This window comes from Mesorhizobium sp. M0208 (assembly GCF_040322015.1).
In the GTDB taxonomy this organism is placed as follows: Bacteria; Pseudomonadota; Alphaproteobacteria; order Rhizobiales; family Rhizobiaceae; genus Mesorhizobium.
Window position 1 is genome coordinate 223,120 of sequence record NZ_JAMYSP010000005.1, and the last position, 24,017, is coordinate 247,136.

Here is a 24,017-nt window from a genome sequence, read left to right on the forward strand (position 1 = left end):
GCGCGTCAAATAAGGCGGTTGCTTTCGGCAAGCTGGCGCGCCCGCCGCACCGTGCCGTCGGTGTCGGCAATCCTTCGCCTTGCCGCCTCGTCGCTTCTTATCGTGAGGCGCGGCGACATGACCTTTGTCGGCTTGACGACAGGATCGACTGCAACTATCGGGACATCCGGTGTTCTTGCGGAACTCATGACTCTATTCCCTTCATACCTAAATAAACACAAATGCCGGAGGAACTCTTCCGGAACTTCTTCAAACATTTTTGAGGTTCTGGGCACCGTATCATCGTTTCGCAAATAACCATAGAAAAGTAATTTTACGTTGGTAGCGGCAAAAAGCCGGAATCTTCTTGAATAAGCCGCATTTTCAGAATATTGGTATGGAACCGTTTTTGGGCCGTGCTTGGTCCCCTCGCGGCGTCAGGGGTTCTCGGCCCGTCAAAACTCATACAAATCGCCGATACCCGGTACCGCAATGCAGGCCCCGTTTTCAGGGCCAGGCCGGAAAGAAACTTCAAGGCACAGGAATGTCTGCCCGCACCACTCATTCCATCGCGCATTTCGCGGCACCTTTCGTGCTTGGCGGGCTAGATGGCGTGCAGCCGGCCGGCGAGTATGACATCGACCACGACGAGGAACTGATCGACGGCATGTCGTGGCTTGCCTGGCGCCGCGTCGCCACTTTCATCCACCTGCCGTCAAGGACGGTGAAAAGCCCGACCAGCCAGCTTGTCGCCGTCGACCACGCCGAACTCGAAGCAGCGCTTCGGCACGATCAGGAGAATGTTACATGATCCGCTTCCAGCAGAGTGCGCGGCGCACGGATACGCCGTCGCATATCTTCACCGTCGGCCAGACCGTCCGCATGAAGAGCCGCATCGGCCTTGTCCAAAAGACCGCGGAGCTGTTCCAGATCAAGAGCCGGCTGCCGGTCAAGGACGGCTCTCCGCAATACCGCATCCGCAGCGAGCAGGAGACCCACGAGCGGGTCACCACGGAAGACAATCTCGAACCGGTCGACAACCCGGCCGGCTGAGCGATAGCACTCTCGACATTACCACCCACGCACGAGGGATCAGAAATGGCCAAGGGTCAACAGCGAAGCAACCGCGAGACACGCAAGCCCAAGAAGGACAAGGTGGCTGCAAAGCCGGCCTCGCCGTTCGGCTCGGCGGTCAAGCAGGCGGAGACCGGTACGAAACCCAAGTCCAAAGGCTAGGGTCGATCGCAGACAATCTGCTGGAGGCGTGCTTGAATTTCGTCATCGAGTTCTACCGCTCGCGCGATGCCGACGAAGCGACACTCGACCGGGTGTCGTTGGAGGCGCCGAACCTGCGCGCCGCCCTGCAAGGCGCCGCCACGCTGCTTCACACGTTGATGATGCCGCAGATCCCCGATCGCCTGCGCATCTCCAACGAGGACGGCGCCGAGCTCTACGTCGGCCCCGCCGATGGTGCCTATCCGGACGAACAGTGAGGCCGGTGCGCTAGCACGGCCCATCATCGACGACCCTATAATCAGCCGCGCGGGCCTCGCATTCATTGGGGAACGTGCGCAGTTCGCCATGGCGACGGGCACAGACCGGGCGGTATTCGCGGGTACAGAATGTCTGCCCCCCGCCGCCACCACCGCGACGGCACTCGCCTTCACGGATGATGCGGTATCCGGCGCGTTCGGCAAGGCAGGCGTTGGCGAAGGTCTGGCGGTCGCCGCCGCGCCTGGCGCAGACCGGGTCATATTGCCTGGTGCAGAATTGCGGTCCCGGCCGTGGCGGGCGCGGCCCCGGCCCCTCATCGACCACGACGGTGCAGGCCGCGAGAATTGCCGACAGGAACAGGATGGAAAAACCCTGCCGCGAGAAGATTGCCGCAAGAAACCGCATGAATGTTCCCTCCCTCGAAGCTCGTGCCTGCACAAATGGTGCCTGCGTCCGGCCGATCCTCGTCATTCCGCCGCCAAATGCAACCCCTGTTTGCAACGGGCGGCATGGCCAACCAAGGCGGTATGCCGGCGCAAAGGCAAAACAGCACCGGCCCCGCTTGCTGGACCATGCCTGGGCTGCGTCTGGCCGATGACCGCGCGGAGAACCGGGACTATCGGTGCGATGCGTCGGGATGCGCCTGTTGGGCCGCCCGCGGCTCTATCTTGCAAGCATCACGTTTCCGTGCGATAAATTTTGTGTTCGGGCATTTGCGACCCGGAGAGCGGAACGTTTTGGACGACCTTTCCCCGATACTGTGAATCTCTGACAGCCCCGTTTTCGGCGGGGGGTTTTACCATGCGCCAGTGCATGACTGCCGAAGCAACCACCGGGACTTGCCCACGGCGCCAGGCGGCGGGCGGAACCACCAAGACTGACACGGGTGAAGGAGTTTCCCCAATGGCCCAGACCGGCACCGTTAAATTCTTCAACGCTACCAAAGGCTTCGGCTTTATCACGCCCGATGGCGGCGCCAAGGATGTGTTCGTCCACATCTCGGCGATCGAGGCTTCCGGGCTGCGCACGCTCGTCGACGGTCAGAAGGTCACCTTCGATGTCGAGCCCGACCGTATGGGCAAGGGTCCGAAAGCGGTCAATCTCCGCGCCGCCTGAACCGCGGCGTGCCGCGCGTCCTTTCGGGTGTGAGGATCCTGCAAGGCTTTGGTGTGACGTGAATTTTATAAAGGCGCGGCGGTTTTCGTCGCGCCTTTTGTGTTCTGGGATGCTTGCCGGCACCCGCAAAACTTTCTCTTGCCGATGGCACTAAAATAAAGGACAAATTTCCGTCCGGGCATTTGCCGGCCCGAGACTGGACTTGTGGGATCAAAGGAGCTTCCCATGCCGCAGACCGGCACCGTCAAATTCTTCAATCACGCCAAGGGCTTCGGCTTCATCACGCCGGACGACGGGGCAAAGGATGTCTTCGTCCATATTTCGGCCGTGCAGGCGTCGGGTCTTCCCGGTCTTGAGGATGGGCAGAAAGTGACATTCGACACCGAGCCGGACAAGCGCGGCAAGGGTCCGAAAGCCGTCAACCTGTCGATCGGCTGAACCGGCCCTGGACAGAATGGACGCGGGCCGGTCTGGCCTGCGGTGTTTGCCGCACGCTTGAATCGCCCGGTTGGATGAACCCGCCTGGCCAAATTTCGTTCAGCCCCCGTTCAGCCACGGTCCCATATTAATCTTCGTTAAAGCCGGACCGCATCCCCCGAAAACGACCCGGGCCGGCACGAAGGAGACCGACATGAACCGAATTTTCAAGACTGCCATCCTGTCCGCCGCGGTCGTTGCGACCACGCTTGCGACCTTGCCCGCGGCCAATGCCGATGAATGGCGCCATCACCGCCGGCACCACGGCAACGGCGACGCCGTTGCGGCAGGCGTGCTCGGCCTTGCGGCCGGTGCCCTGATCGGCGGTGCGCTCGCCAGCCCGCAGCCCCGCTATTACGACCCGGCCTATGATGATGAATACTACCGGCCTGCCCCGGTGCGCCGTTATTACGTGCAGCCGCGAGTGGCCTATGCCGAAAGCTATGCGGAGCCCTGGACCCGCGGCTGGTACGAATACTGCTCGGACCGCTACCGGAGCTTCAACGCGCGTACCGGCACGTTCACAGGCTATGACGGCGAACAGCATTTCTGCACCGCCAATTAACGGAGGCAGTTTCCTGCCGGAAAAAAGCGCGGTCGCACAGGCCGCGCTTTTTTGTTTCCGGCAAGCGGTTCAGATCAGGAACGGATTGCTCCGCCGCTCCTCACCAAAACGGCCGCCGGGACCGTGGCCGCAGATGAAGCCGATGTCGTCGCCCAACGGCAAAAGCTTCTCCTTGATCGAGGCGATCAGCGCGGCGTGGTCGCCGCCCGGCAGGTCGGTGCGGCCGACCGAACCGCGGAACAGCACGTCGCCGACATGCGCGAACTTCGCCGCCCGGTCATAGTAGACGACGTGGCCGGGTGCGTGGCCCGGACAATGGAGCACCTCGAACACGTGTGAGCCGAACGAAACGGTCTCGCCTTCGGCAAGGAACCGGTCGGGGACACAGTTGCGCACGGGATCGGTGATGCCGTAGCGCTTCGCCTGGTTCTCGAGATTGGCGAGCAGCGGCCGGTCGGCGGCATGCGGGCCGATGATCTCGATACCGAGCGCCTCCTTCAGCTCCATGGCCCCGCCGGCATGGTCGATATGGCCATGCGTGATCCAGATCGCGCCGGCAGTGATCGCATTGTCCTCGAGCGCCGCCAGCACCTTGTCGATGTCGCCGCCCGGATCGACGACAACGCCTTGCCTGTCGTCCATGTCGAAGAGAATGGTGCAGTTCTGCTGGAACGGCGTGACCGGCACGATGCCGGCGTTGAGCTGACCCATATTCGTCCTTTCACGCTGTCGGAGCGCTGCGCGCCCTCTCGAACGCGTCAGGAAAGCCCTAACCTTTACCCTGATGTAGAGACACACGCGAACGGCGTCCACCGCTCCACAAACGGAAAACGGAAAACGGAAAACGGAAAACGAAATGGGCGGCCGAAGCCGCCCATTTAAAACCCTGAAACGTCAAAGCTTATTTCTTCATCGCGTTCATGACCGCACCGATGATGCCGGTCAGGATGGCGCCGCCGCCGGCACCGCCAACGATATTTGAAATGTTCAACGCGCTGCCTGCCCCTGCCGCCGTGGCCGCGGCTGTCGGGTCGACCGCGCCACCCAGCAGACTGTTGAGGATGGCCGCACCGCCGACGCCGCCAACAGCGCCGCCCAGGATTTTGGTAAGCTGCCCCATCGCCGCCGTCTTGATAGCCGCGCCAACCGCCTGACCACCGATGATACCCGTAATCACCTGAATAATGATCGGAAGAAGCGTGTTCATATCCATATTTCCAGTCCCTCCATAGCTGCCAGCCTCCCGGGCCGACCCCATCATGAGACGCCGAATTGTGTGAAAGTCAAATGCAGAAGCGCTTAAATAAAAAGGGCGGCCCGAAAACCGCCCTTACTAGTTAAAAAAGCTGTGACTTTCGTTATTCTGCAGCGATTGCGTGCTTGGGCTGAACGGCCGCAGAATAGTCATTCATCAGCGTCTTGGCGATTTCGCCGACCTCGAATCGGTATGGACCGATCTCCGAAACCGGCGTCACCTCGGCTGCCGTCCCGGTGAGGAAGCACTGCTGGAAGCCTTCAAGCTCTTCCGGCATGATGGCGCGCTCGATCACCTCCAAACCGCGGTCCTTGGCAAGGCCGATGACCGTGCGGCGGGTGATGCCGTCGAGGAAGCAATCGGGCTTGGGCGTATGGATCTTGCCGTCCTTGACGAAGAAGATGTTGGCGCCTGTCGCTTCCGCAACCTGGCCCCGCCAGTCGAGCATCATAGCGTCGGCATAGCCCTTGGCCTCGGCGGCATGCTTGGACATGGTGCAGATCATATAGAGGCCGGCCGCCTTCGATTTCGACGGTGCGGTGCGCGGGTCGGGGCGGCGCCATTCGGCCATGTCGAGGCGGATGCCCTTGAGCTTCTGCGCCGGGTCGAAATAGCTCGGCCACTGCCAGATGGCGATGGCGCAGTTGATCCGACTGTTCTGTGCGGAAACGCCCATCTGTTCGCTGCCGCGCCACGCGATCGGCCGGACATAGGCGTCCTGGAAACCTTGCTTCTTCAACAGCGTGCGGCAGGCGTCGTCGATCTCGGCGACCGAGTAGGGTATCTTGAAGCCAAGCAGGCGCGCCGATTCATGCAGGCGTTCGGTGTGGTCGGTCAGCTTGAAAATTTCGCCCCCATAAGCGCGCTCGCCCTCGAATACCGCGCTGGCGTAGTGCAGCCCGTGGGTCAAGACGTGGATCTTGGCGTCGGCCCATTTGACGAATTCGCCGTTCATCCAGATAAAGCCGTCCAGTTGGTCGAAGGGAACGGATGCCATGGTAACCTCCCGCGGGCGGCAGCCCGCACAGTGTCGTTGCGTGTTTCGCCTCGGCCGCTGCGGGCGGCCATTGTCTCAAAGCGTAGGCGGATATTTAAGGGCTGGCAAACTCAGGAAGTTCCGGAAATAACGGCTTCGCTTGCCTTTTCGTTCGCAATCCGCCGAAAAGCTTGCCAAAAATTACCATCGCGCGGAAAATACGTCAATAGTGCTGACATAATTTCCTGCTTCACACGGAGAAAAGATGACGAGCCACGCAGCCGCAGAGCCGATCAGGACGGCGATCACCGACGAGGACGGCATCGATTTCGCCATCATCGAGTTGTTCTTCTTCGCCTATCGCGACTTTACCTCCGATCCGGACCAGATCCTGGCCGATTACGGTTTTGGCCGCGCCCATCATCGGGTGTTGCATTTCGTCAATCGCCGGCCCGGCCTGACGGTCGCCGAGCTCCTCGACGTGCTCAAGATCACCAAGCAGAGCCTGGCGCGCGTGCTCAAGCAACTGATTGACACCGACCATATCGTGCAATTGCAGGGCCCCCGCGACCGCCGCCAGCGCGAGCTTTATCCGACGGCCAAGGGCCGTGCGCTGGCGCTGGCGCTGGCGCGGCCACAGTCGCGCCGCATCCATGCTGCATTGGAAGATTCCGGAGCCACCGAACGCGCCGTTATCGAACGGTTCCTTGAAGCGATGGTCAATCCGGAACTAAGGGCGCAGATCGACATTGTGCCCGCAAAGATGTCAGGGAAAAGCCATGGAGACCATTGAGAGGGTTGATCATCCGACAGCACCGGAAGACGACGCGCCGCATCTGCTGGTGGTCGACGACGACACCCGAATCCGCAATCTTCTGAAACAGTATCTGACCGAAAACGGTTTTCGCGTCACCGTCGCCGGAAATTCCGGCGAGGCGCGGCGCAAGCTCGCCGGCCTCGACTTCGATCTGATCGTGCTCGACGTCATGATGCCGGGTGAAAGCGGCGTCGATCTCACCAAGGCGCTGCGGGCGGAGAAAAACGTACCGATCCTGATGCTCACCGCACTGTCCGAAACCGACAGCCGGATCACCGGGCTCGAGGCCGGCGCCGACGACTATCTGCCTAAACCGTTCGACCCGCGTGAGCTGATCCTGCGTATCAACAATATCCTGCGCCGCGGCGGCCCCGCGACGACGCCCAAGGTCGAACAGCTGGTCTTCGGTCCCTATACGTTCCAGATCGCCAGGCGTGAGCTGAAGCGCGGCGGAGAGGCGCTCAAGCTGACCGACCGCGAGCAGGAAATCCTGGCGATCTTCGCTGCCCGTGCCGGCGAGACGATACCGCGGCATGAGCTTGTCGGCGACGAATCCGAGGTCGGCGAGCGCACGATCGACGTCCAGATCAACCGGCTGCGCCGCAAGATCGAACGCGATCCGTCCAATCCGGTCTGGCTGCAGACCGTGCGCGGTATTGGGTATCGGCTCAGCGTGGAATAGAATGCCGCCGACAGCGGACCTTGCCGTGTCCCGGTGAGCGAAAAGACGAATGGCGACCACGCACCTCGAACGGCCGGGAGATGGCGGCTTCAGCGCCCGCGCGACGCGGGCGCTGAAGGCCGTGCCGCGCGCCTGGAACCGTTTCTGGCGCCTGGTGTCGCTTTACATGCCGAAGCGGCTCTATGCCCGCTCGCTGATCATCGTCATAGCGCCAATGATCATGCTGCAGTCGGTCGTCGCCTTTGTCTTCATGGAGCGCCATTGGCAGACCGTGACGCAACGCCTGTCACAGGCCACGGTGCGCGACATCGCCGCCATCATCGACCTGATAGAGACCTATCCGCATGACGCCGACTACGCGAACATCATCCGCATCGCCCAGGATCGCATGCAGCTGAAGGTCGACCTCCTCCCCCCCGACCCGCTGCCGCCACCCGGACCAAAGCCGTTCTTCTCGATCCTCGACGAGATCCTTTCGTCCGAGATCACCCGCCAGATCAACCGTCCGTTCTGGATCGATACGGTCGGCAATTCCAATATCGTCGAGGTCCGCGTCCAGCTTGAGAACAAGGTGCTGCGCGTCTTCGTGCGCCGCAGCCAGGCCTATGCATCGAACACCCATATTTTCCTGATCTGGATGGTCGGCACCTCACTGGTGCTGCTGATGATCGCCATTCCCTTCCTGCGCAACCAGATCCGGCCGATTCTGACGCTGGCCGAGGCGGCCGAGAGCTTTGGCAAAGGCCGGCCGATGCCGCGCGATTTTCGCCCGCGCGGCGCCGAGGAAGTCCGCCGCGCCGGCTTTGCCTTCATCCAGATGCGCGAACGCATCGAACGCCAGCTCGAGCAGCGCACCGCCATGCTGAGCGGCGTCAGCCACGATCTGAGGACCATCCTCACCCGCTTCAAGCTGCAATTGGCGCTGGCCGGGACCAAGGCGGCCGACACCCAGGCACTCGACCAGGACATCGACGACATGCAGTCGATGCTGGAAGGTTACCTTGCCTTTGCACGCGGCGAAGCATCGGAAGACGCCGGCCGGTTCGACCTCGAAGCCTTCTTCGAAAAGCTTCGCGAGGAAGCCGTGCTGCGCAAGCGCAAGCTGTCGACCGTGCTTGCCGGCGATCCGCACGTCCACGTGCGCCCCAATGCCTTTGCCCGGCTGCTCTCCAATGTCGTCGGCAATGCATTCCGCTATGCCAAGACGGTGGAGATCAACGCCAATCATGGACGCGGTTCGCTGCTCGTCACCATCGACGATGACGGTCCGGGCATTCCGCCCGAAAAGCGGGAGGATGTATTCAAGCCGTTCGTGCGGCTCGACGAGGCCCGCAACCTCGACGCCAGCGGCACCGGCCTTGGCCTCTCCATCGCACGCGACATTGCCCGCAGCCATGGCGGCGACATCGTCCTCGAACGCAGCCCGCTCGGCGGCTTGCGGGCGGTGATCAAGGTTCCGGCTTGACGGCAGCGAGACCCGGCCTTCATTCGCCCGTCATGAAACCATGGTGAAGAGCGCCAATGAAGCGCGCGATCCTGATTGATTCGGCCCTGCGGCCTCATTTCGACCCCGCGCCTGCCCGGGTGCGCCGGTGCGACGCCAGAGCTGCGGCGTGGTCGCCGCTCAGGCATCGCGGCAAGGCAATCAAGCTCTCCGCCAAGGGACCGCCATGCGCATCCTGATGGTCACCGACGCCTGGCGCCCGCAAGTCAACGGTGTCGTCCACACGCTGGAGCGCCTCTCGGAGACCCTGAAATCCTTCGATGTCGAGACGGATTTCCTGACACCCAACATCTTTCGCACCCTGCCTCTGCCGACCTATCCCGATATCAGGCTGGCGCTGACGACGCCGCACCGCGTGGCGCGGCTGATCGAGGCGCGCAAGGTGGACCACGTTCATATCGTCACCGAAGGACCGCTCGGCATTATGGCCCGGCGCTACTGCCGCAACGCCGGCCGCCCGTTCACGACCAGCTATCACACACGTTTTCCGGAATATCTGAGCGCACGCCTGCCGGTGCCTGAAGCATGGGCCTATCGCTGGCTGCGCGATTTCCATAATTCAGGACAGGGCACGCTGGTCGCCACCCAGTCGCTTGCCGACGATCTTGCGGCGCGCGGCTTCACCAAGCTCCGGCCGTGGACGCGCGGCGTCGACACCGATCATTTTCGGCCGGATAAAAGAAAGGACCTGGGATTTCCCGGACCGATCTTCCTCTGCGTCGGCCGCGTCGCGATCGAAAAGAACCTGCCGGCCTTTCTCGACCTCGACCTGCCGGGCAGCAAGGTGGTCGTAGGCGAAGGGCCGGAATTGGCGAAGCTGAAGGCCAGATATCCCGATACCCATTTCCTCGGCCATCGTCCGAATGACGAGCTGGCCGAGATCTACGCCTCGGCCGATGCCTTCGTCTTCCCCAGCCGCACCGACACATTCGGCAACGTCATCATCGAGGCGCTGGCCAGTGGCACGCCGGTCGCAGCCTATCCCGTCACCGGACCGATCGACATCATCGGAGACGGCATCGGCGGCGCGGTATCGGACGACCTGCGGCAAGCAGCGCTCGCCGCCCTTCACGTCGACCGCGCCGAGGCGCGGCAACGCGCGATGCGCTACAGCTGGAAGGCCTGCGCGGAAATGTTCATGAAAACGGTTGAAGAGGCGCTGGGCACCACGCGTAAACTGGCTGCGTGAGCAACAGCGCAGCTAGAACAACCTGCCTCCGTCCGGCACCTTGCGCTCGATCGCGCCAAGCACGACGGCGCCCTCTTCATCGGGAAAGCCTAGCGTCAGCACTTCCGACATGAATGGCCCGATCTGGCGCGGCGGGAAATTGACTACAGCGAACACCTGCCGGCCGATCAGGGTTTCGGGCGTATAGTATTTTGTGATCTGGGCCGAGGATTTCTTCACCCCGATCACGGGACCAAAATCGATTTTCAACTTGATCGCCGGCTTGCGCGCCTCGGGAAAAGGCTCGGCCTCTACGATCGTGCCGGCGCGGATGTCGATACGGTCGAAATCGGCAAAGCTGATCTCGGGTTTTCGCCTGTTGCTCGAACTCATCGACGGTCAGGCGTTTCCGTAGGTTTCGAACAGCACGCCGGCCAACGCATCCTTGGCCGAAGTCCCCGACCAGACGACGAACTGGAACGCCTGGAAATAGCATTCGCAGGCTTCCAGCGCCGACGACAGCAGCACCTCGACCTGCTGGCTTGACGGCTCGACCCCACCGGCCAGCAGCAGCGACTGGCGGAACATGATGGCGCCTTCCTGCTCCCAGAGATCGAAATGGCCAAACAGCATCTGCTCGTTGATCAGCGAAAGCAGCCGCATCACCTCGAGCGCGCGCGCCTCCGGGACTTTGATGTCGAAGGCGCAGGCCAGGTGCAGCGCCTCGTAGTCCTCCATCCAGGAGAATGAAACGTGGTAGTCGGTCCAGCTCCCGGCAACCGAAATCGAGATCTCGTCGTCGCCGGCCCGTTCGAAGGACCAGTCGTTGTTGTGCGCCACCTGCTCGATAACATCCACCGGATGGATTTCGCGGGAGAATTCGAGTTCGAGAAGTTCCATGAAATGCTTCCTGTCGTTCTGGGAGCGCCACCACACGCTCCGCGGGAGAGGCACACTCGAACAATTCTGCCTAGAACTCGGACGGCCAGGACTTCGTCAACGCAAAGACCCCGGACCGGACCCCACCGCCCGGCGCATGACCCTGCTCCGAATCATGCAACAAATTCAGTCTATTGATCGGGAGTCGCGTGACCAGCCAAATTTTTCGCACTGCGTCATTCGCATGTGGAAAGGCGATGTCACAAAGATTCACGCAGTACCGGTAAGCGATTCACGACAAAGCGCTTTTTACGATCCGGCTTTGTGGAAAAGTTTAACGATTTATTTCTGATTATTTTTTTGCACGCGGCTTTGCCGCAGCCACAGGCGCTGCTTGACCGGTCAATTCGGCAAGCCTGGCCTCGAGCGCCTCGATGCGAGCGGCGAGCCGGATGTTTTCTTCCCTGGCCTTCGCCGCCATGTCGCGAGCAGCGTCGAATTCCTCGCGCTGCACCACGTCCATGGAGTTGAGTATGCGCTCGGCCTGGCCCCTGAAGGCGGTCTCCACCTCGCGCCGCACGCCCTGCGCGGCACCGGCTGCATCGGTCATCAGCTTGGCGAATTCATCGAGAATGCGGTTCGGTCCAGTCGCCATGGCAAATCCTCGCTTGGTTGAATTGACGTAGTGGCGCACCATTCGGAATGCAAGCATATGCTTGCCTTGACCGCGCCAAAAGCCTGCCGCATGGTCCGCGCCCGAACCTGATTGGAACCCGGAGACCCTGTTGAGCGAATATTTGCTGCCGCTGGCCGCCCTGCCCTTTCCCAACATCGACCCGGTCATCGTCCGGATCGGACCACTGGCGGTGCATTGGTACGGCGTCGGCTATATCGTCGGCATTCTGTTCGCCTGGTGGTATGCCAAACGCCTCGTCACCAACCCCAAACTTTGGCCCGACGGCATCCTGCCGATGAAGCCCATCGACCTCGACGACTTCATCGTCTGGGCAGCCATCGGTGTGGTGCTCGGCGGACGCACCGGCTACGTGCTGTTCTACGACCTGCCGCGCTACATTGCCAATCCGCTCGATATCGTCGCCGTCTGGCAGGGCGGCATGTCGTTTCATGGCGGCCTACTCGGCGTCATTCTCGCCATGACGCTGTTTTCCTGGTCTCGCGGCATCCGCACATGGTCGCTGTTCGACGTGGTTGCCGCCGGCGTGCCGGTAGGGCTTGGCCTCGTTCGCCTGGCAAACTTCATCAATTCCGAACTATGGGGCCGGCCGACCGACGTGCCATGGGCATTCGAATTCCCCAATGGCGGCCCATTTGCACGCCATCCGAGCCAGATCTATGAGGCGCTGCTCGAAGGCTTGGTGCTGTTCCTGGTCCTGCGCTTCCTCACCCATTCCAGGCTCAAGCTGAAGACGCCGCGCTTCGTCGGCGGCGCCTTCATCGCCGGCTATGGCGCCTCGCGCATCTTCGTCGAATTCTTCCGCGAGCCCGACCAGCAGCTTGGCTACCTCCTTGGCACGAGCTGGCTGACCATGGGAATGGTGCTGTCACTGCCGATGGTGCTGGCCGGCATCTGGGCGATGGCTACAGCCAAGCCGGTGACAAAACCGCAGCCGGCATGACGCGGCTGAAGACCCGCATCGCCGAGCTGATCGGTGCGGTAGGACCGATCCCCATCAGCGAATACATGGCGCTCTGCCTGTTCGATCCGCAGGACGGCTATTATACGACACGCGAGCCGTTTGGCGCCGCCGGCGACTTCGTCACCGCGCCGGAGATCAGCCAGATGTTTGGCGAGCTGGTCGCCATCTGGCTCTACCAGGCGTGGCTGGCGATCGACCGGCCGACGCCGGTCGCCATCGCCGAAATCGGCCCCGGCCGCGGCACGCTGATGAGAGATATGCTGCGCACGCTTTCGCGGCTCGATCCGACGCTTACCGCCAGCGCATCGTTCGCCTTGATCGAGGCCAGTCCGCGGTTGACCGAGGTCCAGAAACGGACGCTTGCCGGGACGTCGGCCACCATCGCCTGGCATGAGGCCGTCGACACGCTGCCGCAGGGGCCGCTTCTGATTGTTGGTAACGAGCTGTTTGACGCCGTGCCCATCCGCCAGTTCGTCCGCGCTGGAGCCGGCTGGAGCGAACGGATGATCGGTCTCGACGACGCGAACCGGCTGCGCTTTTTCGTCGGCGCCGGCTCGCTTGACCCGATGCTGCTGCCGGAGGGTGCCGAGAATGCGACGCAAGGTGCCATCGTCGAGGTGGCGCCAGCCCGCGCCGCCCTGATGGCGGCCATCGCCGGGCGACTTGCCGGATTTGGCGGAGCCGGCCTGTTTCTCGACTACGGTCATCTCCAGCCCGGGATCGGCGACACCTTGCAGGCCTTGCGCAAGCACGGTCATGAGGACGTGCTGGCCAATCCGGGGCAGGCCGATCTCACAGCCCATGTCGATTTCGCTCCCCTCGCGGCAACCGTTCGGGCACACGGCCTCGATGCCCACCTCTCAACGCAAGGTGAATTCCTGCTCAAGATGGGGCTTCTCGAACGGGCTGGCCGGCTCGGCGCCAACGCCGATGAGGCAGCTCGCGAAAAGATCGCGGCCGACGTCGAGCGCCTCGCCGGCCCGCAGGCCATGGGCGAACTCTTCAAGGTGCTTGCCGTCCTCCCTGCCGGCATTGCCGTTCCGCCGTTTCCAAGCACGGATTGACTTTTCGCTGCCGCCTCTTTCACTCTCCCGTCTCCGACTAGCGCCCGACATCAACTTCGCCAGCCTTCAACCGCCCAGCCTTCAACTGCGCCCCTTCAACTCGCTTGACGAAATCGCCCATACGGACAACAAAGCCGCCATGCTGAATCAGACCAAACCGGATCCCGTTCGGTCGCCCTTGCTGGAAACGGCGCAAGGCATCCGCCACGGCTACTTCACGCGAGTCGGCGGCATTTCCAGCGGCATCTACCGGGGCCTCAACATCGGGGCCGGTTCGAACGATGACCAGACGCTGGTGCGCGAAAATCGCCGCCGGGTCGCCGAATGGATGGGCGTGCCCGCAAACCATCTGCTGACCGCTCACCAGGTTCATTCGCCGGACGTCGTCATTGCCAGGGAGCCTTTTGCCGGCGAGCGGCCCAAGGCCGACGCCATTGTCACCGACCGGCCGGGCATTGCCGTCGGTGCCTCGACCGCCGACTGCGGACCGGTCCTCTTCGCCGACGCCGAGGCGCGCATTATCGGCGCCGCCCATGCCGGCTGGAAAGGCGCTTTCACCGGAGTGCTGGAAAACACCATCGCGGCAATGGAAAGCCTCGGCGCCCGGCGCGACTGCATCGTCGCAGTGCTCGGTCCTTCGATCGGCACACGGAATTACGAAGTCGGACCGGAATTCGTCGCCCGTTTCGTCGACGCCGATGCCTGCAATGCTCGCTATTTCGCGCCCTCCGCAAATGCCGGACACGCGATGTTCGATCTCAACCGCTACACGGTTGACCGGCTGACCAAGGCTGGCGTCAACGCCGAAGGACTTGGCCGCTGCACCTATGCCGAGGAAGAGCTTTTCTACTCCTATCGGCGCAGCACGCATCGCAACGAGCCCGACTACGGGCGGCAGGTTTCGGCAATCGTTTTGGAGGCTGACTGATGGCGCTGCATTTCGAACGCTCGGAATTCGACGCGCGGCGCGATCGACTGATGATCGAGATCGCCGAAAAGAAGCTCGACGCCGTCCTGCTGTTTGCCCAGGAAAGCATGTATTGGCTAACCGGCTACGATACCTTCGGCTTCTGCTTTTTCCAGTGCCTGGTGGTCAAGGCCGACGGCTCGATGGTGCTGCTGACGCGTTCGGCCGACTTGCGCCAGGCGCGCCACACCTCGATCATCGACAACATCGTTTTGTGGACGGACCGCAACGGCGCCAATCCGGCGGTAGACCTGCGCAACCTGCTCAACGAACTCGACCTGCTCGGTGCCCGCATCGGCGTCGAATACGACACCCACGGCCTGACCGCCTATAATGGCCGGCGCCTCGACGAGCAGTTGCAGACCTTCGGGCAGATCGCGGATGCCTCCGGCATTGTCAGCCGGCTACGGCTGTTCAAGAGCCCGGCAGAAATCGCCAAGGCGGAAAAAGCCGCAAATCTGGCCGACGACGCGCTGGACGCAGCACTGCCGCTGATCAAGCAGGGCGGCGATGAGGCGCTGATCCTCGCCGCCATGCAAGGTGCCATCTTTGCCGGCGGCGGCGATTATCCGGCCAACGAGTTCATCATCGGCTCCGGCGTCGACGCCCTGCTTTGCCGCTACAAAGCCGGCCGCCGCAAGCTCACCAAGAACGACCAGCTGACGCTCGAATGGGCCGGTGTCTTCCACCACTACCATGCGGCAATGATGCGCACGGTGTTGACCGGCAAGGTATCGAAACGCCACCAGGAATTGTTCGATGCCGCCCGCGCCGCGCTACTTGCAGTCGAGAAGGCGATGACGCCCGGTAATACGTTCGGCGACGTGTTCGACGCCCATGCCCGCACCCTCGAAGTCCACAATTTGACCAAGCACCGGCTTAATGCCTGCGGCTATTCGCTCGGCGCCCGCTTCACCCCGTCCTGGATGGATATGCCGATGTTCTATCAGGGTAATCCCGAACCGATTGCGCCGAACATGACGCTGTTCGCCCATATGATCATCATGGACTCCGAAACCGAAACCGCGATGACGCTTGGCCGCACCTATCTGACGACCGAATCCCAGCCGAAGCCGCTGTCCCGCCATGATCTCGACTTGATCGTGCAGTGAATCCATAATGCAAAGAGTGTGAGGGGCGTTCATCGCCAAGGAGTTTTCAGGCTAATGAGACGATCGCATGTGACGACCGTGTCATTGCTCGTGGCGCTGGCGCTGGCGGCCTGCACCAATGCGAAGGACGTTCTCGAACCGTCGGCCATTGCCCCGCAATCGACGCAATCGCTCTCCGGAGCCGGAAGTGCCGCAACGCCCCCCGCAACTCCGGCTCGGCCTGCCGGCACCGCGCAAACTGCAGATACAGCGCAGCCTTCGGCTGCAGTAGCCGTGCCGCCCGCCAAAAGCGCGGCTGCCATTGCGCGGACCCGGCTGCAGGTGGCGCCGATCGTCGGCGCCTCGGTAGAAGCCGCGACACCGCTGACCGCCGAGCTTCAGACACGCGCCAGGCAGCGCGGCATCACCTTGGCCGGCAGCACCGACCAGACCCCAACGCATGTGCTCAAGGGCTATTTCTCGACCATGACGGAAGGCAAGGACACCACCGTCATCTACGTCTGGGACATCTATGACCCGGCCGGCAACCGGCTGCATCGCATCAATGGCCAGCAGAAGGCACCCTCCGTCGGCGGCGGTGAAGGCTGGGCGGCGGTGGCGCCGGCGACCATGCAGGCAATTGCCGACCAGACAATCGACCAGTTCGCCACCTGGCTTGGCGGCGGCGCCGGCTGACCTGGAGCATGATTTCCGAAAAGTGGAATCCGGTTTTCGGAAAAGACCATGCTCAGACTGAAAGATAGAGCTATCCCCGATTCCGTCGGCATCGCAGTGGACCTATCGCCGCATCGTCAAGCCGTAAGCGTTTATTGAGATTAGCCGGCGGATTCCCATTCACGACGCTTGCAATACCGGCGCGGGCCGCTAAAAGCCCGACTAAGAGGCTGGAGTGCTATCGGAGTCTCTCAATCCTTCGCCAGGAACGGTGCATGAAGCTCTTCGCGGGCAATTCCAACAGGGTGCTGGCCGAATCAGTCGCCCGCTACCTCAACATTCCGCTGGGCAAGGCCAGCGTCAGGCGCTTCGCCGACCAGGAAATCTTCGTCGAGATCCAGGAGAATGTGCGCGGCGAGGACGTCTTCATCCTGCAGTCCACCTCGTTCCCGACCAACGATCATCTGATGGAACTGCTCATCATGATCGACGCCTTCATGCGCTCTTCGGCCAAGCGCATCACTGCGGTTATTCCTTATTTCGGCTATGCCAGGCAGGATCGCCGCGCCTCGGGCCGCACACCCATCTCGGCCAAACTGGTCGCCAACATGATCACGAGGGCGGGCGTCGACAGGGTGCTGACCCTGGATCTCCATGCCGGCCAGATTCAAGGCTTCTTCGACATCCCGACCGACAATCTGTTTTCCGTGCCGGTCATGGCCCGCGACGTAAAGGCGAAATACAAGCAGCTTGCCAATGTCATGGTGGTTTCGCCGGATGTCGGCGGCGTGGTCCGCGCCCGCGCCCTCGCCAAGCGCATCGATGCCCAGCTCGCCATCGTCGACAAGCGCCGCGAGCGCCCCGGCGAATCGGAAGTCATGAACGTCATCGGTGACGTGCGCGGCAAGGATTGCCTGTTGATCGACGACATCATCGATTCGGGCGGAACACTGTGCAATGCAGCCGATGCGCTGCTTGCCGACGGCGCCACCAGCGTCACCGCTTATACTACTCATGGCGTTTTGTCCGGCGGCGCCATCGCCCGCATCGGCGCCTCGAAACTGCAGGAACTGGTCATCACCGATTCCATCCAGCCGACCCAGGCAGTGCTCGACGCCGCCAATATCCGCGTCATCTCCATCGCCGAACTGATGGGCGAGGCGATCTCACGCACGGCGACCGAGGAATCGGTGTCGAGCCTGTTCGATTAATGCGTGTCGCGCAAAACTGTGCAGCGGTTTTCCGATAACGACATGCATAAAAACAAGAACCTAAAGCGCATCGCATGAGGCGGGTCGAACGCGACGCCTTCAGGGCTGCGACTCAGGCCGAGCCGGACCGCTTGTTCGCCGCACCTTCGCCAGCATCACGGGCGCCGCGCATGTAACCGCGTGGCGAGGCTCCCAGCATGCGCTTGAACATGGTGATGAACGCCGGCACGCTGTCATAGCCGAGATCGAGCGCCACCCTTGTGATCGGCTCGCCGTCGGCCAGCCGTGGCAGCGCCGCGAACAGGCAGGCCTGCTGACGCCAGGTCGACAGCGACAATCCCGTCTGGCGGTGGAACGCGCGGGTGAAAGAGCGGCGACTCATGCCAACGATAGCGGCCCATTGGTCGATCGTCGCATGCGGTGACGGTGCCGAGACGAAGCGCCGGCACAGCGTCGCCAGCCTTGCATCGGACGGGAACGGCAGGCCGAGCGGCCGTTCCGGCAGGTTCGGGATTTCGTGCAGCAGGAGCTTCATGATCAGTCCGCCCCGGCCCTCCAGCTCGGCGCCCTGCGGCAGCTTTTCCGATTCCACGATCAGGCTGTGCATCAGGTCGGTGATGCCCACGACACGCAACCCGTCCGGTAGGCCGGGAATGGCCTCCGGCATCACATAGACGGACCGCATGCTGACGTCGCCCAGCATCTCGACGGAATGTTCGGTGCCGGCGGGGATCCACATCGCGTGGTCCGGAGGCACCATCCAGCGCCCATGCCGCGTCGTTACCAGCACGACCCCGACCAGCGCGTGCAGCAACTGGCTGCGGCTGTGATGGTGCCGTGGCACATGGTAGCCGTCCGGATATTCGGTCGGCAGCGCCACTGCCGGCCCTACGGCCTGCTCCAGCCATTGCCAGCGACGCTCATGCAGCAGCCCGAGATCAGCGTCGCCCGCCTTGAACATTTCCTTGCCATGCGGCATCAGCTATGGCCCACTTGCGAAACTATTGGACCAAACCACGAAAGAAGTCGCGTGACAAGCGACGTATAAGGCAGGCGGCCCCATAAGACCGCGTGCGGAAGTGCCCGCCAAAAAGACCACGGAGCATGCGTTGACAGATACCACAGCAATCGCCGAGGGCGAGCCGGCAGCGGCCGGCCACATCTCAGCTCAGGCGACGGCCTTCACCGTCATCCTGGCGGTGAGCTTCTGTCATTGCATCAACGACATCATGCAGTCGCTGCTGTCGGCGATCTATCCGCTGCTGAAGGCCAATTACGGTCTCGATTTCTGGCAGATCGGCCTCTTGACTTTCACTTTCCAGGTGACGGCATCCTTGCTGCAGCCGGTGATCGGCATGATCACCGACAAGCGGCCGATGCCTTATTCGCTGCCCTACGGCATGGCCTCCTCGTTGATCGGACTGGTCGTGCTGGCCTACGCCGGACACTATTTCCTGCTCCTCATCGGCGCCTCGCTGATCGGTATCGGCTCGGCGATCTTCCATCCGGAATCCTCGCGCATCGCCCGCTTCGCCTCCGGCGGCCGGTTCGGTCTTGCGCAGTCGCTGTTCCAGGTCGGCGGCAATTTCGGCCAGGCTATGGGGCCGCTGCTGGCAGCCTTCATCGTCGTGCCCTTCGGCCAGACCAGCATCGCCTGGTTCGCCGGCGGCTCGCTGATCGGCATCATCGTGCTGTGGCAGGTCGGCGGCTGGTACAGCCGGCTGCGTGCCGCGCAGGGCGCCCGCAAGGCGGCAAGCTTCGTCTCGCCCTTCCCGCGCCGCAAGGTGATGGGAGCGCTGCTGGTGCTGACGCTGCTGGTACTGACCAAGAACGCCTATATTTCCAGCCTTGCCAGCTACTACACCTTCTATTCCATTCATAAGTTCGGTGTTTCGGTGCAGATGTCGCAAGTCATGCTGTTCCTGTTCCTCGGCGCCTCTGCCCTGGGCATCCTGCTCGGCGGCCCGTTCGGCGACCGCTACGGGCAGAAGGCGATGATCTGGTTCTCGATCGTCGGCGTGCTGCCCTTCACGCTGGCCCTGCCCTACGCCAATTTCGAGTGGACGATGGTTCTCACCGTGCTGATCGGCCTGATCCTGTCCTCGGCCTTCTCGAACATCGTCGTCTTCGCCCAGGAACTGGTGCCCGGCCGCGTCGGCATGATCGCCGGCATCTTCTTCGGCTTCGCCTTCGGCATGGGCGGCATCGCCGCCGCCGTGCTTGGCGTCGTCGCCGACCTGAAAGGCATCGATTTCGTCTTCCAGGTCTGCTCGTATTTGCCGCTGCTCGGGCTACTGACGGTCCTCCTGCCTAACATGAAGGCAGCGAGGAAGCTGGAGGCGGCGGCCAGCTAAACATCAGTGCATCTTTCGGAATTGATAGGAGGGCGTGGCAGTTGCCGCGCCCTTGATGATTCTTTCACCATACGCCGGGTGAAAAGCCTGTCAGAGAGGGTCACCCCTGAAGGCAAAATTGTGGTCAGCAACGCTTCCAAGTTGAACATACCGGGCTTACCCCTGATGCTGCGCAGCGCTCCGCGCCAGGAAAGGCAATTCGCTTATGTCCAGACTAAAAGGCAAGGCCGCATTGATTACCGGCGGCACCAGCGGCATCGGCCTAGTGACGGCACAACGTTTCATCGAGGAAGGTGCGCGCGTCGCTATCACCGGAACCAATGCGAGCCGTCTCGAGGAGGCGCGCACCACCCTCGGCAGTGACGTACTTGTCATTGACGCTGACGCCGGAGATGCCGCTGCCCAGAACGACATAGCGCGGCGGATCGAGGAAACCTTCGGCAAGCTCGACATTCTCTTCCTCAATGCCGGTATCGCCGACCTGCGCCCGCTTGGCGACTGGACCGAGGCCGCGTTTGACAGGAGCATCGATGTCGACCTCAAGGGGCCCTACTTCCTGGTCAAGGCGCTCGTTCCGCTGTTTTCGAACCCGTCGTCGATCATCCTCAGCGGCTCGGTCAACGCACATATGGGAATGGCTGGAACGCACGTCTATGCGCTGGCCAAGGCCGGCATGATTTCGCTCGCCCGGACGCTCTCGGGCGAACTGATAGAACGGGGTATTCGCGCCAATGTGATCAGCCCGGGTCCGATCGACACGCCGCTAAACGACAAACTTGGGCTGGCCCCCGAAGCGGCGAAGGCGCGCGCGAAAGCTGTGGTCGGCCTGGTGCCTGCCCGTCGTTTCGGAACCGCCGAGGAAATTGCCAATGCAGTGGTTTTTCTTGCTTCGGACGAATGCCCGTTCATGGTCGGAGCGGAAATGCTGATCGATGGCGGCTTGAGCATCGCCTGACATCGGCACGACGTGACAAAAAAAGACACTCGCCAGAAGGCAGTTTTTTGTCACGTTCTTAAAGGCCTGAAGAAGGCCAGCAGGTCGGCGCTGATGACACCGGCATGGGTGATCGCCATGCCATGGGAAACCCTTGTAGACCTGCCTGCCATGACCTTGCCTGCCATGACTTGCACCCTTTCCCGCCTTCGGCTATAGAGCCGCCACCCGCGTAGACACCCTTGGAGGCAACGCGGCGGAAGGCTGCCTTCCCTTGTGATCCCGAACAAAGGTCCGCTTGCTTATGCGGCTGCCGCTTTCGGATATGCAGGCCCGGCGGCTTTCGACGTTTACGGCCCAGCCACGCTGGCCGCGAACGCTCCAGAACAACGCGAAAGGAAATGCCATGAGCCACGATACTTACGAGCTCAAGGCCGAAGCGCGCGAACAGGTCGGTAAGGGGTCCGCCCGTGCAGTTCGCCGCAACGGTAAAGTGCCTGCAGTGATTTACGGCGACAAGCAGCCTCCCCTGGCGATTGCGCTGACCTATAAGGACATCTATTACAAGATCCATGGCGGCGGGTTTCTGACCACGGTCGCCACGATCGATGTCGACGGCAACAAGATCCAGGTTTTGCCCAAGGATTTTCAGCTCGACCCGGTCAAGGATTTTCCGGTCCACGTCGATTTCCTGCGCATCGGCAAGGACACCGAAGTCAATGTCGACGTGCCCGTGCACTTCATCAATGAAGACAAGTCGCCCGGCATCAAGCGCGGCGGCGTGCTCAACATCGTGCGCCACGAGGTCGAGTTCCATTGCCCGGCCAATGCGATCCCGGATTTCATCACCATCGATCTCACCGGCACCGATATCGGCGATTCCATCCACATTTCGGCCGTCACCTTGCCGGCCGGCGTCAAGCCGGTGATCTTCGACCGCGACTTCACCATCGCGACCATTGCCGGTTCCTCGGCGATGAAGCCGGAGGCGGTAGAAGAGACGACTGAAGCGGCTGCGCCCGAAGCGGCTCCTGCCGCCGAAGAGAAGTAACTCCTTCCCGCCCGGAGGCGACGATGCTTGTCTTTGCAGGCCTCGGCAATCCGGGCGCGAAATACGCCAGCAACCGGCACAATGTCGGCTTCATGGCGGCGGACGCGATCGCCCGCCGCCATTCCTTTTCACCCTGGTCGAAGAAATTCCAGGGTCTGATCGCCGAAGGCACGCTTGCCGCCGAAAAGGTGATCCTGATCAAGCCGCAGACCTTCATGAACCTGTCCGGCCAGTCGGTCGGCGAAGCCTTGCGCTTCTATAAGCTCGGCCCTTCGGCGCTGACTGTCTTTTATGACGAGATCGACCTTGCTGCCGGCAAGGTGCGTGTCAAGGTCGGTGGCGGTTCCGGCGGCCACAACGGTATCCGCTCGCTCGACCAGCACGTCGGCAAGGATTTTCGCCGTGTGCGCATCGGCGTCGGCCACCCCGGCGTCAAGGAAATGGTGCATGGCCATGTGCTCGGCGATTTCGCCAAGGCCGACCGCGAATGGCTGGACGTGCTGCTCGACGCAATCGCCGACGGTGCCGGATTGCTTGCCGAGGGCGACGACAATTCCTTCATGAACCGCGTGACGCTGGCCCTGCGCGACAAGCTCACGCCGACGGGCGACGACGACCGCCCGCCGCCCAAGGCGCCAAAGGCACAAAGCCACGTCCGCCAGGCGCGGCCGCAGCAGCCGGCGGCCAAGCTGCCCGAAACCGGCCCGATGGCGGCCATGCTGAAGAAGCTTTTTGGCGGCAAGGACTGAGCCATGGCGCCGTCAGCGCCGCGGGCATGAGTGCTCAGGGCTTGACGATCATCGGCGCTTTCGCCCATAGCCCTGATCAAATTCGATTTCCCGATAGGACCAGACAAAAATGGGTTTCAAATGCGGCATCGTTGGCTTGCCCAATGTCGGCAAGTCGACGCTCTTCAATGCGTTGACCAGAACGGCGGCGGCACAGGCCGCCAATTATCCGTTCTGCACCATCGAACCGAACACCGGCGAGGTGGCGGTGCCCGACCCGCGCCTGCAGAAGATCGCCGCGATCGGCAAGTCGAAGGAGATCATCCCGACCCGCATCTCGTTCGTCGACATTGCCGGCCTGGTGCGTGGCGCCTCGAAAGGCGAAGGGCTTGGCAACCAATTCCTCGCCAACATCCGTGAGGTCGACGCCATCGTCCATGTGTTGCGCTGCTTCGAGGATGACGACATTACCCATGTCGAGGGCCGCATCGATCCTGTCGCCGATGCCGAGACCGTCGAGACCGAATTGATGCTTGCCGATCTCGACAGCCTCGAGCGCCGCATCGTGCAGATCCGCAAGCGTGCCGCCGGCAAAGACAAGGAAGCAGCGACCGTACTTCCGAAGATGGAAGCGGCGCTCGAACTGCTGCAGGCCGGCAAGCCCGCCCGCATCCTGCTCAACGGCATCTCGGGTGAGGATCTGCGCATCCTGCAGGGGCTGAATCTCTTGACCTCACACCCGGTGCTTTACGTCTGCAACGTCGCGGAAGCCGACGCCGCCACCGGCAACGCGCATACCAGGGCGGTAGAGAAGATGGCCGCCGCGCAAGGTGCCCGCACTGTCGTGATTTCAGCGGCGATCGAGGCCGAAGTCGCCCAGCTCTCGGACGAAGAGGAAATGGAATTCCTGGCAACGCTCGGCCTGGACGAACCCGGCCTGAACAAGGTGATCCGCGCCGGCTACGAGCTTTTGCAGCTCATCACCTATTTCACCGTCGGCCCCAAGGAGACGCGCGCCTGGACCGTGCACAAGGGTGCCAAGGCGCCGCAAGCGGCAGGCGTCATCCACACCGATTTCGAGCGCGGCTTCATCCGCGCCCAGACCATCGCCTATGACGACTTCGTCAGGCTGGGCGGCGAAGTGGCGGCCAAGGAGGCCGGCAAGGCGCGCGACGAAGGCAAGGAGTATGTCGTCCAGGACGGCGACATCATGCTGTTCAAGTTCAACACCTGACCCGGCGAGACGCGCCCGGCCTCCACAATGGCTGTTGCTCGATCACAACTTCATAACAGGCATCGCGGCGGCGTCTGCCGCTGCTTGACGGCACGTCACGCCCGGTCTAAGGGGCCTCTGCGCTGGTCTCGAGCCTCA

Annotated in this window: 31 protein-coding genes; 22 read left to right on the forward strand and 9 right to left on the reverse strand. The window is 62.3% G+C overall.

Annotated elements, in window-relative coordinates; all coding sequences use genetic code 11:
• Nucleotides 1-5 precede the first annotated feature (5 nt).
• Entirely contained in the window at nt 6-188 is a 183-nt protein-coding gene (locus NKJ17_RS08100; protein WP_352687860.1) for a hypothetical protein, read from the reverse strand.
• Nucleotides 189-523: 335 nt separating this feature from the next.
• Between NKJ17_RS08100 and NKJ17_RS08105 the strand changes: the two genes are divergently transcribed.
• From NKJ17_RS08105 to NKJ17_RS08120, 4 genes are read left to right on the forward strand one after another with little or no spacing between them, the layout of a single operon-like run.
• The gene (locus NKJ17_RS08105) at nt 524-790 is read left to right on the forward strand and encodes a hypothetical protein (RefSeq protein WP_352687861.1); all 267 of its coding nucleotides are present in this window, start codon (nt 524-526) and stop codon (nt 788-790) included.
• Nucleotides 787-1,032: a hypothetical protein gene (locus tag NKJ17_RS08110; RefSeq protein WP_352687863.1), complete on the forward strand. Its 246-nt coding sequence runs from the start codon at nt 787-789 to the stop codon at nt 1,030-1,032. Before NKJ17_RS08105 ends, NKJ17_RS08110 begins: the two co-directional genes overlap by 4 nt.
• Nucleotides 1,033-1,077: 45 nt before the next feature.
• Complete coding sequence (locus NKJ17_RS08115; protein ID WP_254819207.1) at nt 1,078-1,215, forward strand: hypothetical protein; 138 nt, start codon at nt 1,078-1,080, stop codon at nt 1,213-1,215.
• 32 nt (nt 1,216-1,247) lie between these two features.
• Nucleotides 1,248-1,472 carry a hypothetical protein gene (locus tag NKJ17_RS08120; RefSeq protein WP_254819206.1) on the forward strand — a complete coding sequence of 75 codons (225 nt, stop codon included), beginning with the start codon at nt 1,248-1,250 and terminating at the stop codon, nt 1,470-1,472.
• Between the two features lie 10 nt (nt 1,473-1,482).
• On the opposite strand, the gene NKJ17_RS08125 is transcribed toward NKJ17_RS08120, so the two are convergent.
• Nucleotides 1,483-1,878 carry a Kazal-type serine protease inhibitor family protein gene (locus NKJ17_RS08125; RefSeq protein ID WP_352687865.1) on the reverse strand — a complete coding sequence of 132 codons (396 nt, stop codon included), beginning with the start codon at nt 1,876-1,878 and terminating at the stop codon, nt 1,483-1,485.
• Between the two features lie 498 nt (nt 1,879-2,376).
• On the opposite strand from NKJ17_RS08125, the gene NKJ17_RS08130 reads away from it, so the two are divergent.
• From NKJ17_RS08130 to NKJ17_RS08140, 3 genes are all read left to right on the forward strand, one after another.
• Entirely contained in the window at nt 2,377-2,589 is a 213-nt protein-coding gene (locus NKJ17_RS08130) for a cold-shock protein (RefSeq protein ID WP_006202520.1), read from the forward strand.
• Nucleotides 2,590-2,814: 225 nt separating this feature from the next.
• Nucleotides 2,815-3,027: a cold-shock protein gene (locus NKJ17_RS08135; RefSeq protein ID WP_006202521.1), complete on the forward strand. Its 213-nt coding sequence runs from the start codon at nt 2,815-2,817 to the stop codon at nt 3,025-3,027.
• 193 nt (nt 3,028-3,220) lie between these two features.
• Nucleotides 3,221-3,631 carry a BA14K family protein gene (locus tag NKJ17_RS08140; RefSeq protein WP_352687867.1) on the forward strand — a complete coding sequence of 137 codons (411 nt, stop codon included), beginning with the start codon at nt 3,221-3,223 and terminating at the stop codon, nt 3,629-3,631.
• A gap of 69 nt (nt 3,632-3,700) precedes the next feature.
• Here NKJ17_RS08140 and NKJ17_RS08145 read toward each other — a convergent pair whose 3' ends face one another.
• The 3 genes from NKJ17_RS08145 to NKJ17_RS08155 form a co-directional block, all read right to left on the reverse strand.
• On the reverse strand, nt 3,701-4,342 hold the full coding sequence (locus NKJ17_RS08145) for an MBL fold metallo-hydrolase (protein WP_352687869.1): 642 nt from the start codon (nt 4,340-4,342) through the stop codon (nt 3,701-3,703).
• A gap of 190 nt (nt 4,343-4,532) precedes the next feature.
• Nucleotides 4,533-4,844, reverse strand: a complete 312-nt coding sequence (locus NKJ17_RS08150) for a hypothetical protein (RefSeq protein ID WP_254819202.1) — start codon at nt 4,842-4,844, stop codon at nt 4,533-4,535.
• Nucleotides 4,845-4,989: 145 nt separating this feature from the next.
• Nucleotides 4,990-5,883, reverse strand: a complete 894-nt coding sequence (locus NKJ17_RS08155; protein ID WP_292661281.1) for a branched-chain amino acid aminotransferase — start codon at nt 5,881-5,883, stop codon at nt 4,990-4,992.
• 244 nt (nt 5,884-6,127) lie between these two features.
• Here NKJ17_RS08155 and NKJ17_RS08160 point away from each other — a divergent pair, with 244 nt between their 5' ends.
• From NKJ17_RS08160 to NKJ17_RS08175, 4 genes are all read left to right on the forward strand, one after another.
• Nucleotides 6,128-6,655: a MarR family winged helix-turn-helix transcriptional regulator gene (locus NKJ17_RS08160; RefSeq protein ID WP_023719182.1), complete on the forward strand. Its 528-nt coding sequence runs from the start codon at nt 6,128-6,130 to the stop codon at nt 6,653-6,655.
• Nucleotides 6,642-7,361 (forward strand): response regulator, encoded by a 720-nt coding sequence (locus tag NKJ17_RS08165; RefSeq protein WP_023678415.1) that lies wholly within the window; start codon nt 6,642-6,644, stop codon nt 7,359-7,361. The genes NKJ17_RS08160 and NKJ17_RS08165 overlap by 14 nt, the downstream gene beginning before the upstream one ends.
• A 49-nt stretch (nt 7,362-7,410) precedes the next feature.
• Nucleotides 7,411-8,826 carry an ATP-binding protein gene (locus NKJ17_RS08170; protein WP_352687871.1) on the forward strand — a complete coding sequence of 472 codons (1,416 nt, stop codon included), beginning with the start codon at nt 7,411-7,413 and terminating at the stop codon, nt 8,824-8,826.
• A gap of 205 nt (nt 8,827-9,031) precedes the next feature.
• On the forward strand, nt 9,032-10,054 hold the full coding sequence (locus NKJ17_RS08175; RefSeq protein ID WP_352687873.1) for a glycosyltransferase family 4 protein: 1,023 nt from the start codon (nt 9,032-9,034) through the stop codon (nt 10,052-10,054).
• 12 nt (nt 10,055-10,066) lie between these two features.
• Here NKJ17_RS08175 and NKJ17_RS08180 read toward each other — a convergent pair whose 3' ends face one another.
• The 3 genes from NKJ17_RS08180 to NKJ17_RS08190 form a co-directional block, all read right to left on the reverse strand.
• Complete coding sequence (locus NKJ17_RS08180) at nt 10,067-10,426, reverse strand: tRNA-binding protein (RefSeq protein ID WP_352687875.1); 360 nt, start codon at nt 10,424-10,426, stop codon at nt 10,067-10,069.
• Nucleotides 10,427-10,432: 6 nt separating this feature from the next.
• Entirely contained in the window at nt 10,433-10,933 is a 501-nt protein-coding gene (locus NKJ17_RS08185; RefSeq protein WP_023678420.1) for a type III secretion system chaperone family protein, read from the reverse strand.
• A gap of 331 nt (nt 10,934-11,264) precedes the next feature.
• Nucleotides 11,265-11,567, reverse strand: coding sequence for an accessory factor UbiK family protein (locus tag NKJ17_RS08190; protein WP_352508124.1), 303 nt, complete (start codon nt 11,565-11,567; stop codon nt 11,265-11,267).
• A gap of 130 nt (nt 11,568-11,697) precedes the next feature.
• Between NKJ17_RS08190 and lgt the strand changes: the two genes are divergently transcribed.
• The 6 genes from lgt to NKJ17_RS08220 all read left to right on the forward strand — a co-directional run bounded on the left by lgt (nt 11,698) and on the right by NKJ17_RS08220 (nt 17,578).
• Entirely contained in the window at nt 11,698-12,549 is an 852-nt protein-coding gene (lgt, locus tag NKJ17_RS08195) for a prolipoprotein diacylglyceryl transferase (protein WP_352508125.1), read from the forward strand.
• Nucleotides 12,546-13,634, forward strand: a complete 1,089-nt coding sequence (locus NKJ17_RS08200) for a class I SAM-dependent methyltransferase (RefSeq protein ID WP_352508126.1) — start codon at nt 12,546-12,548, stop codon at nt 13,632-13,634. The genes lgt and NKJ17_RS08200 overlap by 4 nt, the downstream gene beginning before the upstream one ends.
• Nucleotides 13,635-13,773: 139 nt before the next feature.
• Nucleotides 13,774-14,562, forward strand: coding sequence for a peptidoglycan editing factor PgeF (pgeF, locus tag NKJ17_RS08205; protein WP_352508127.1), 789 nt, complete (start codon nt 13,774-13,776; stop codon nt 14,560-14,562).
• Complete coding sequence (locus NKJ17_RS08210) at nt 14,562-15,713, forward strand: M24 family metallopeptidase (RefSeq protein WP_352508128.1); 1,152 nt, start codon at nt 14,562-14,564, stop codon at nt 15,711-15,713. Before pgeF ends, NKJ17_RS08210 begins: the two co-directional genes overlap by 1 nt.
• A 54-nt stretch (nt 15,714-15,767) precedes the next feature.
• Nucleotides 15,768-16,388 (forward strand): hypothetical protein, encoded by a 621-nt coding sequence (locus tag NKJ17_RS08215; RefSeq protein ID WP_352508129.1) that lies wholly within the window; start codon nt 15,768-15,770, stop codon nt 16,386-16,388.
• A 254-nt stretch (nt 16,389-16,642) separates the two neighbouring features.
• A complete protein-coding gene (locus tag NKJ17_RS08220; RefSeq protein ID WP_254819191.1) occupies nt 16,643-17,578 on the forward strand; it encodes a ribose-phosphate pyrophosphokinase in 936 nt (311 codons plus the stop codon).
• A 112-nt stretch (nt 17,579-17,690) separates the two neighbouring features.
• Here the strand turns inward: NKJ17_RS08220 and NKJ17_RS08225 are convergent, their stop codons facing one another.
• Nucleotides 17,691-18,557, reverse strand: coding sequence for an AraC family transcriptional regulator (locus NKJ17_RS08225; protein ID WP_352508131.1), 867 nt, complete (start codon nt 18,555-18,557; stop codon nt 17,691-17,693).
• 130 nt (nt 18,558-18,687) lie between these two features.
• Between NKJ17_RS08225 and NKJ17_RS08230 the strand changes: the two genes are divergently transcribed.
• The 5 genes from NKJ17_RS08230 (at nt 18,688) to ychF (ending at nt 23,879) form a co-directional block, all read left to right on the forward strand.
• The gene (locus NKJ17_RS08230) at nt 18,688-19,932 is read left to right on the forward strand and encodes an MFS transporter (protein WP_352508132.1); all 1,245 of its coding nucleotides are present in this window, start codon (nt 18,688-18,690) and stop codon (nt 19,930-19,932) included.
• A gap of 205 nt (nt 19,933-20,137) precedes the next feature.
• Nucleotides 20,138-20,887, forward strand: coding sequence for an SDR family oxidoreductase (locus tag NKJ17_RS08235; protein ID WP_352687879.1), 750 nt, complete (start codon nt 20,138-20,140; stop codon nt 20,885-20,887).
• Nucleotides 20,888-21,272: 385 nt separating this feature from the next.
• On the forward strand, nt 21,273-21,917 hold the full coding sequence (locus tag NKJ17_RS08240) for a 50S ribosomal protein L25/general stress protein Ctc (RefSeq protein ID WP_352646586.1): 645 nt from the start codon (nt 21,273-21,275) through the stop codon (nt 21,915-21,917).
• Between the two features lie 23 nt (nt 21,918-21,940).
• Nucleotides 21,941-22,666, forward strand: a complete 726-nt coding sequence (gene pth, locus NKJ17_RS08245) for an aminoacyl-tRNA hydrolase (protein ID WP_352687881.1) — start codon at nt 21,941-21,943, stop codon at nt 22,664-22,666.
• Nucleotides 22,667-22,775: 109 nt separating this feature from the next.
• Nucleotides 22,776-23,879, forward strand: a complete 1,104-nt coding sequence (gene ychF / locus NKJ17_RS08250) for a redox-regulated ATPase YchF (RefSeq protein WP_352687883.1) — start codon at nt 22,776-22,778, stop codon at nt 23,877-23,879.
• The last annotated feature ends 138 nt before the right edge of the window (nt 23,880-24,017 follow it).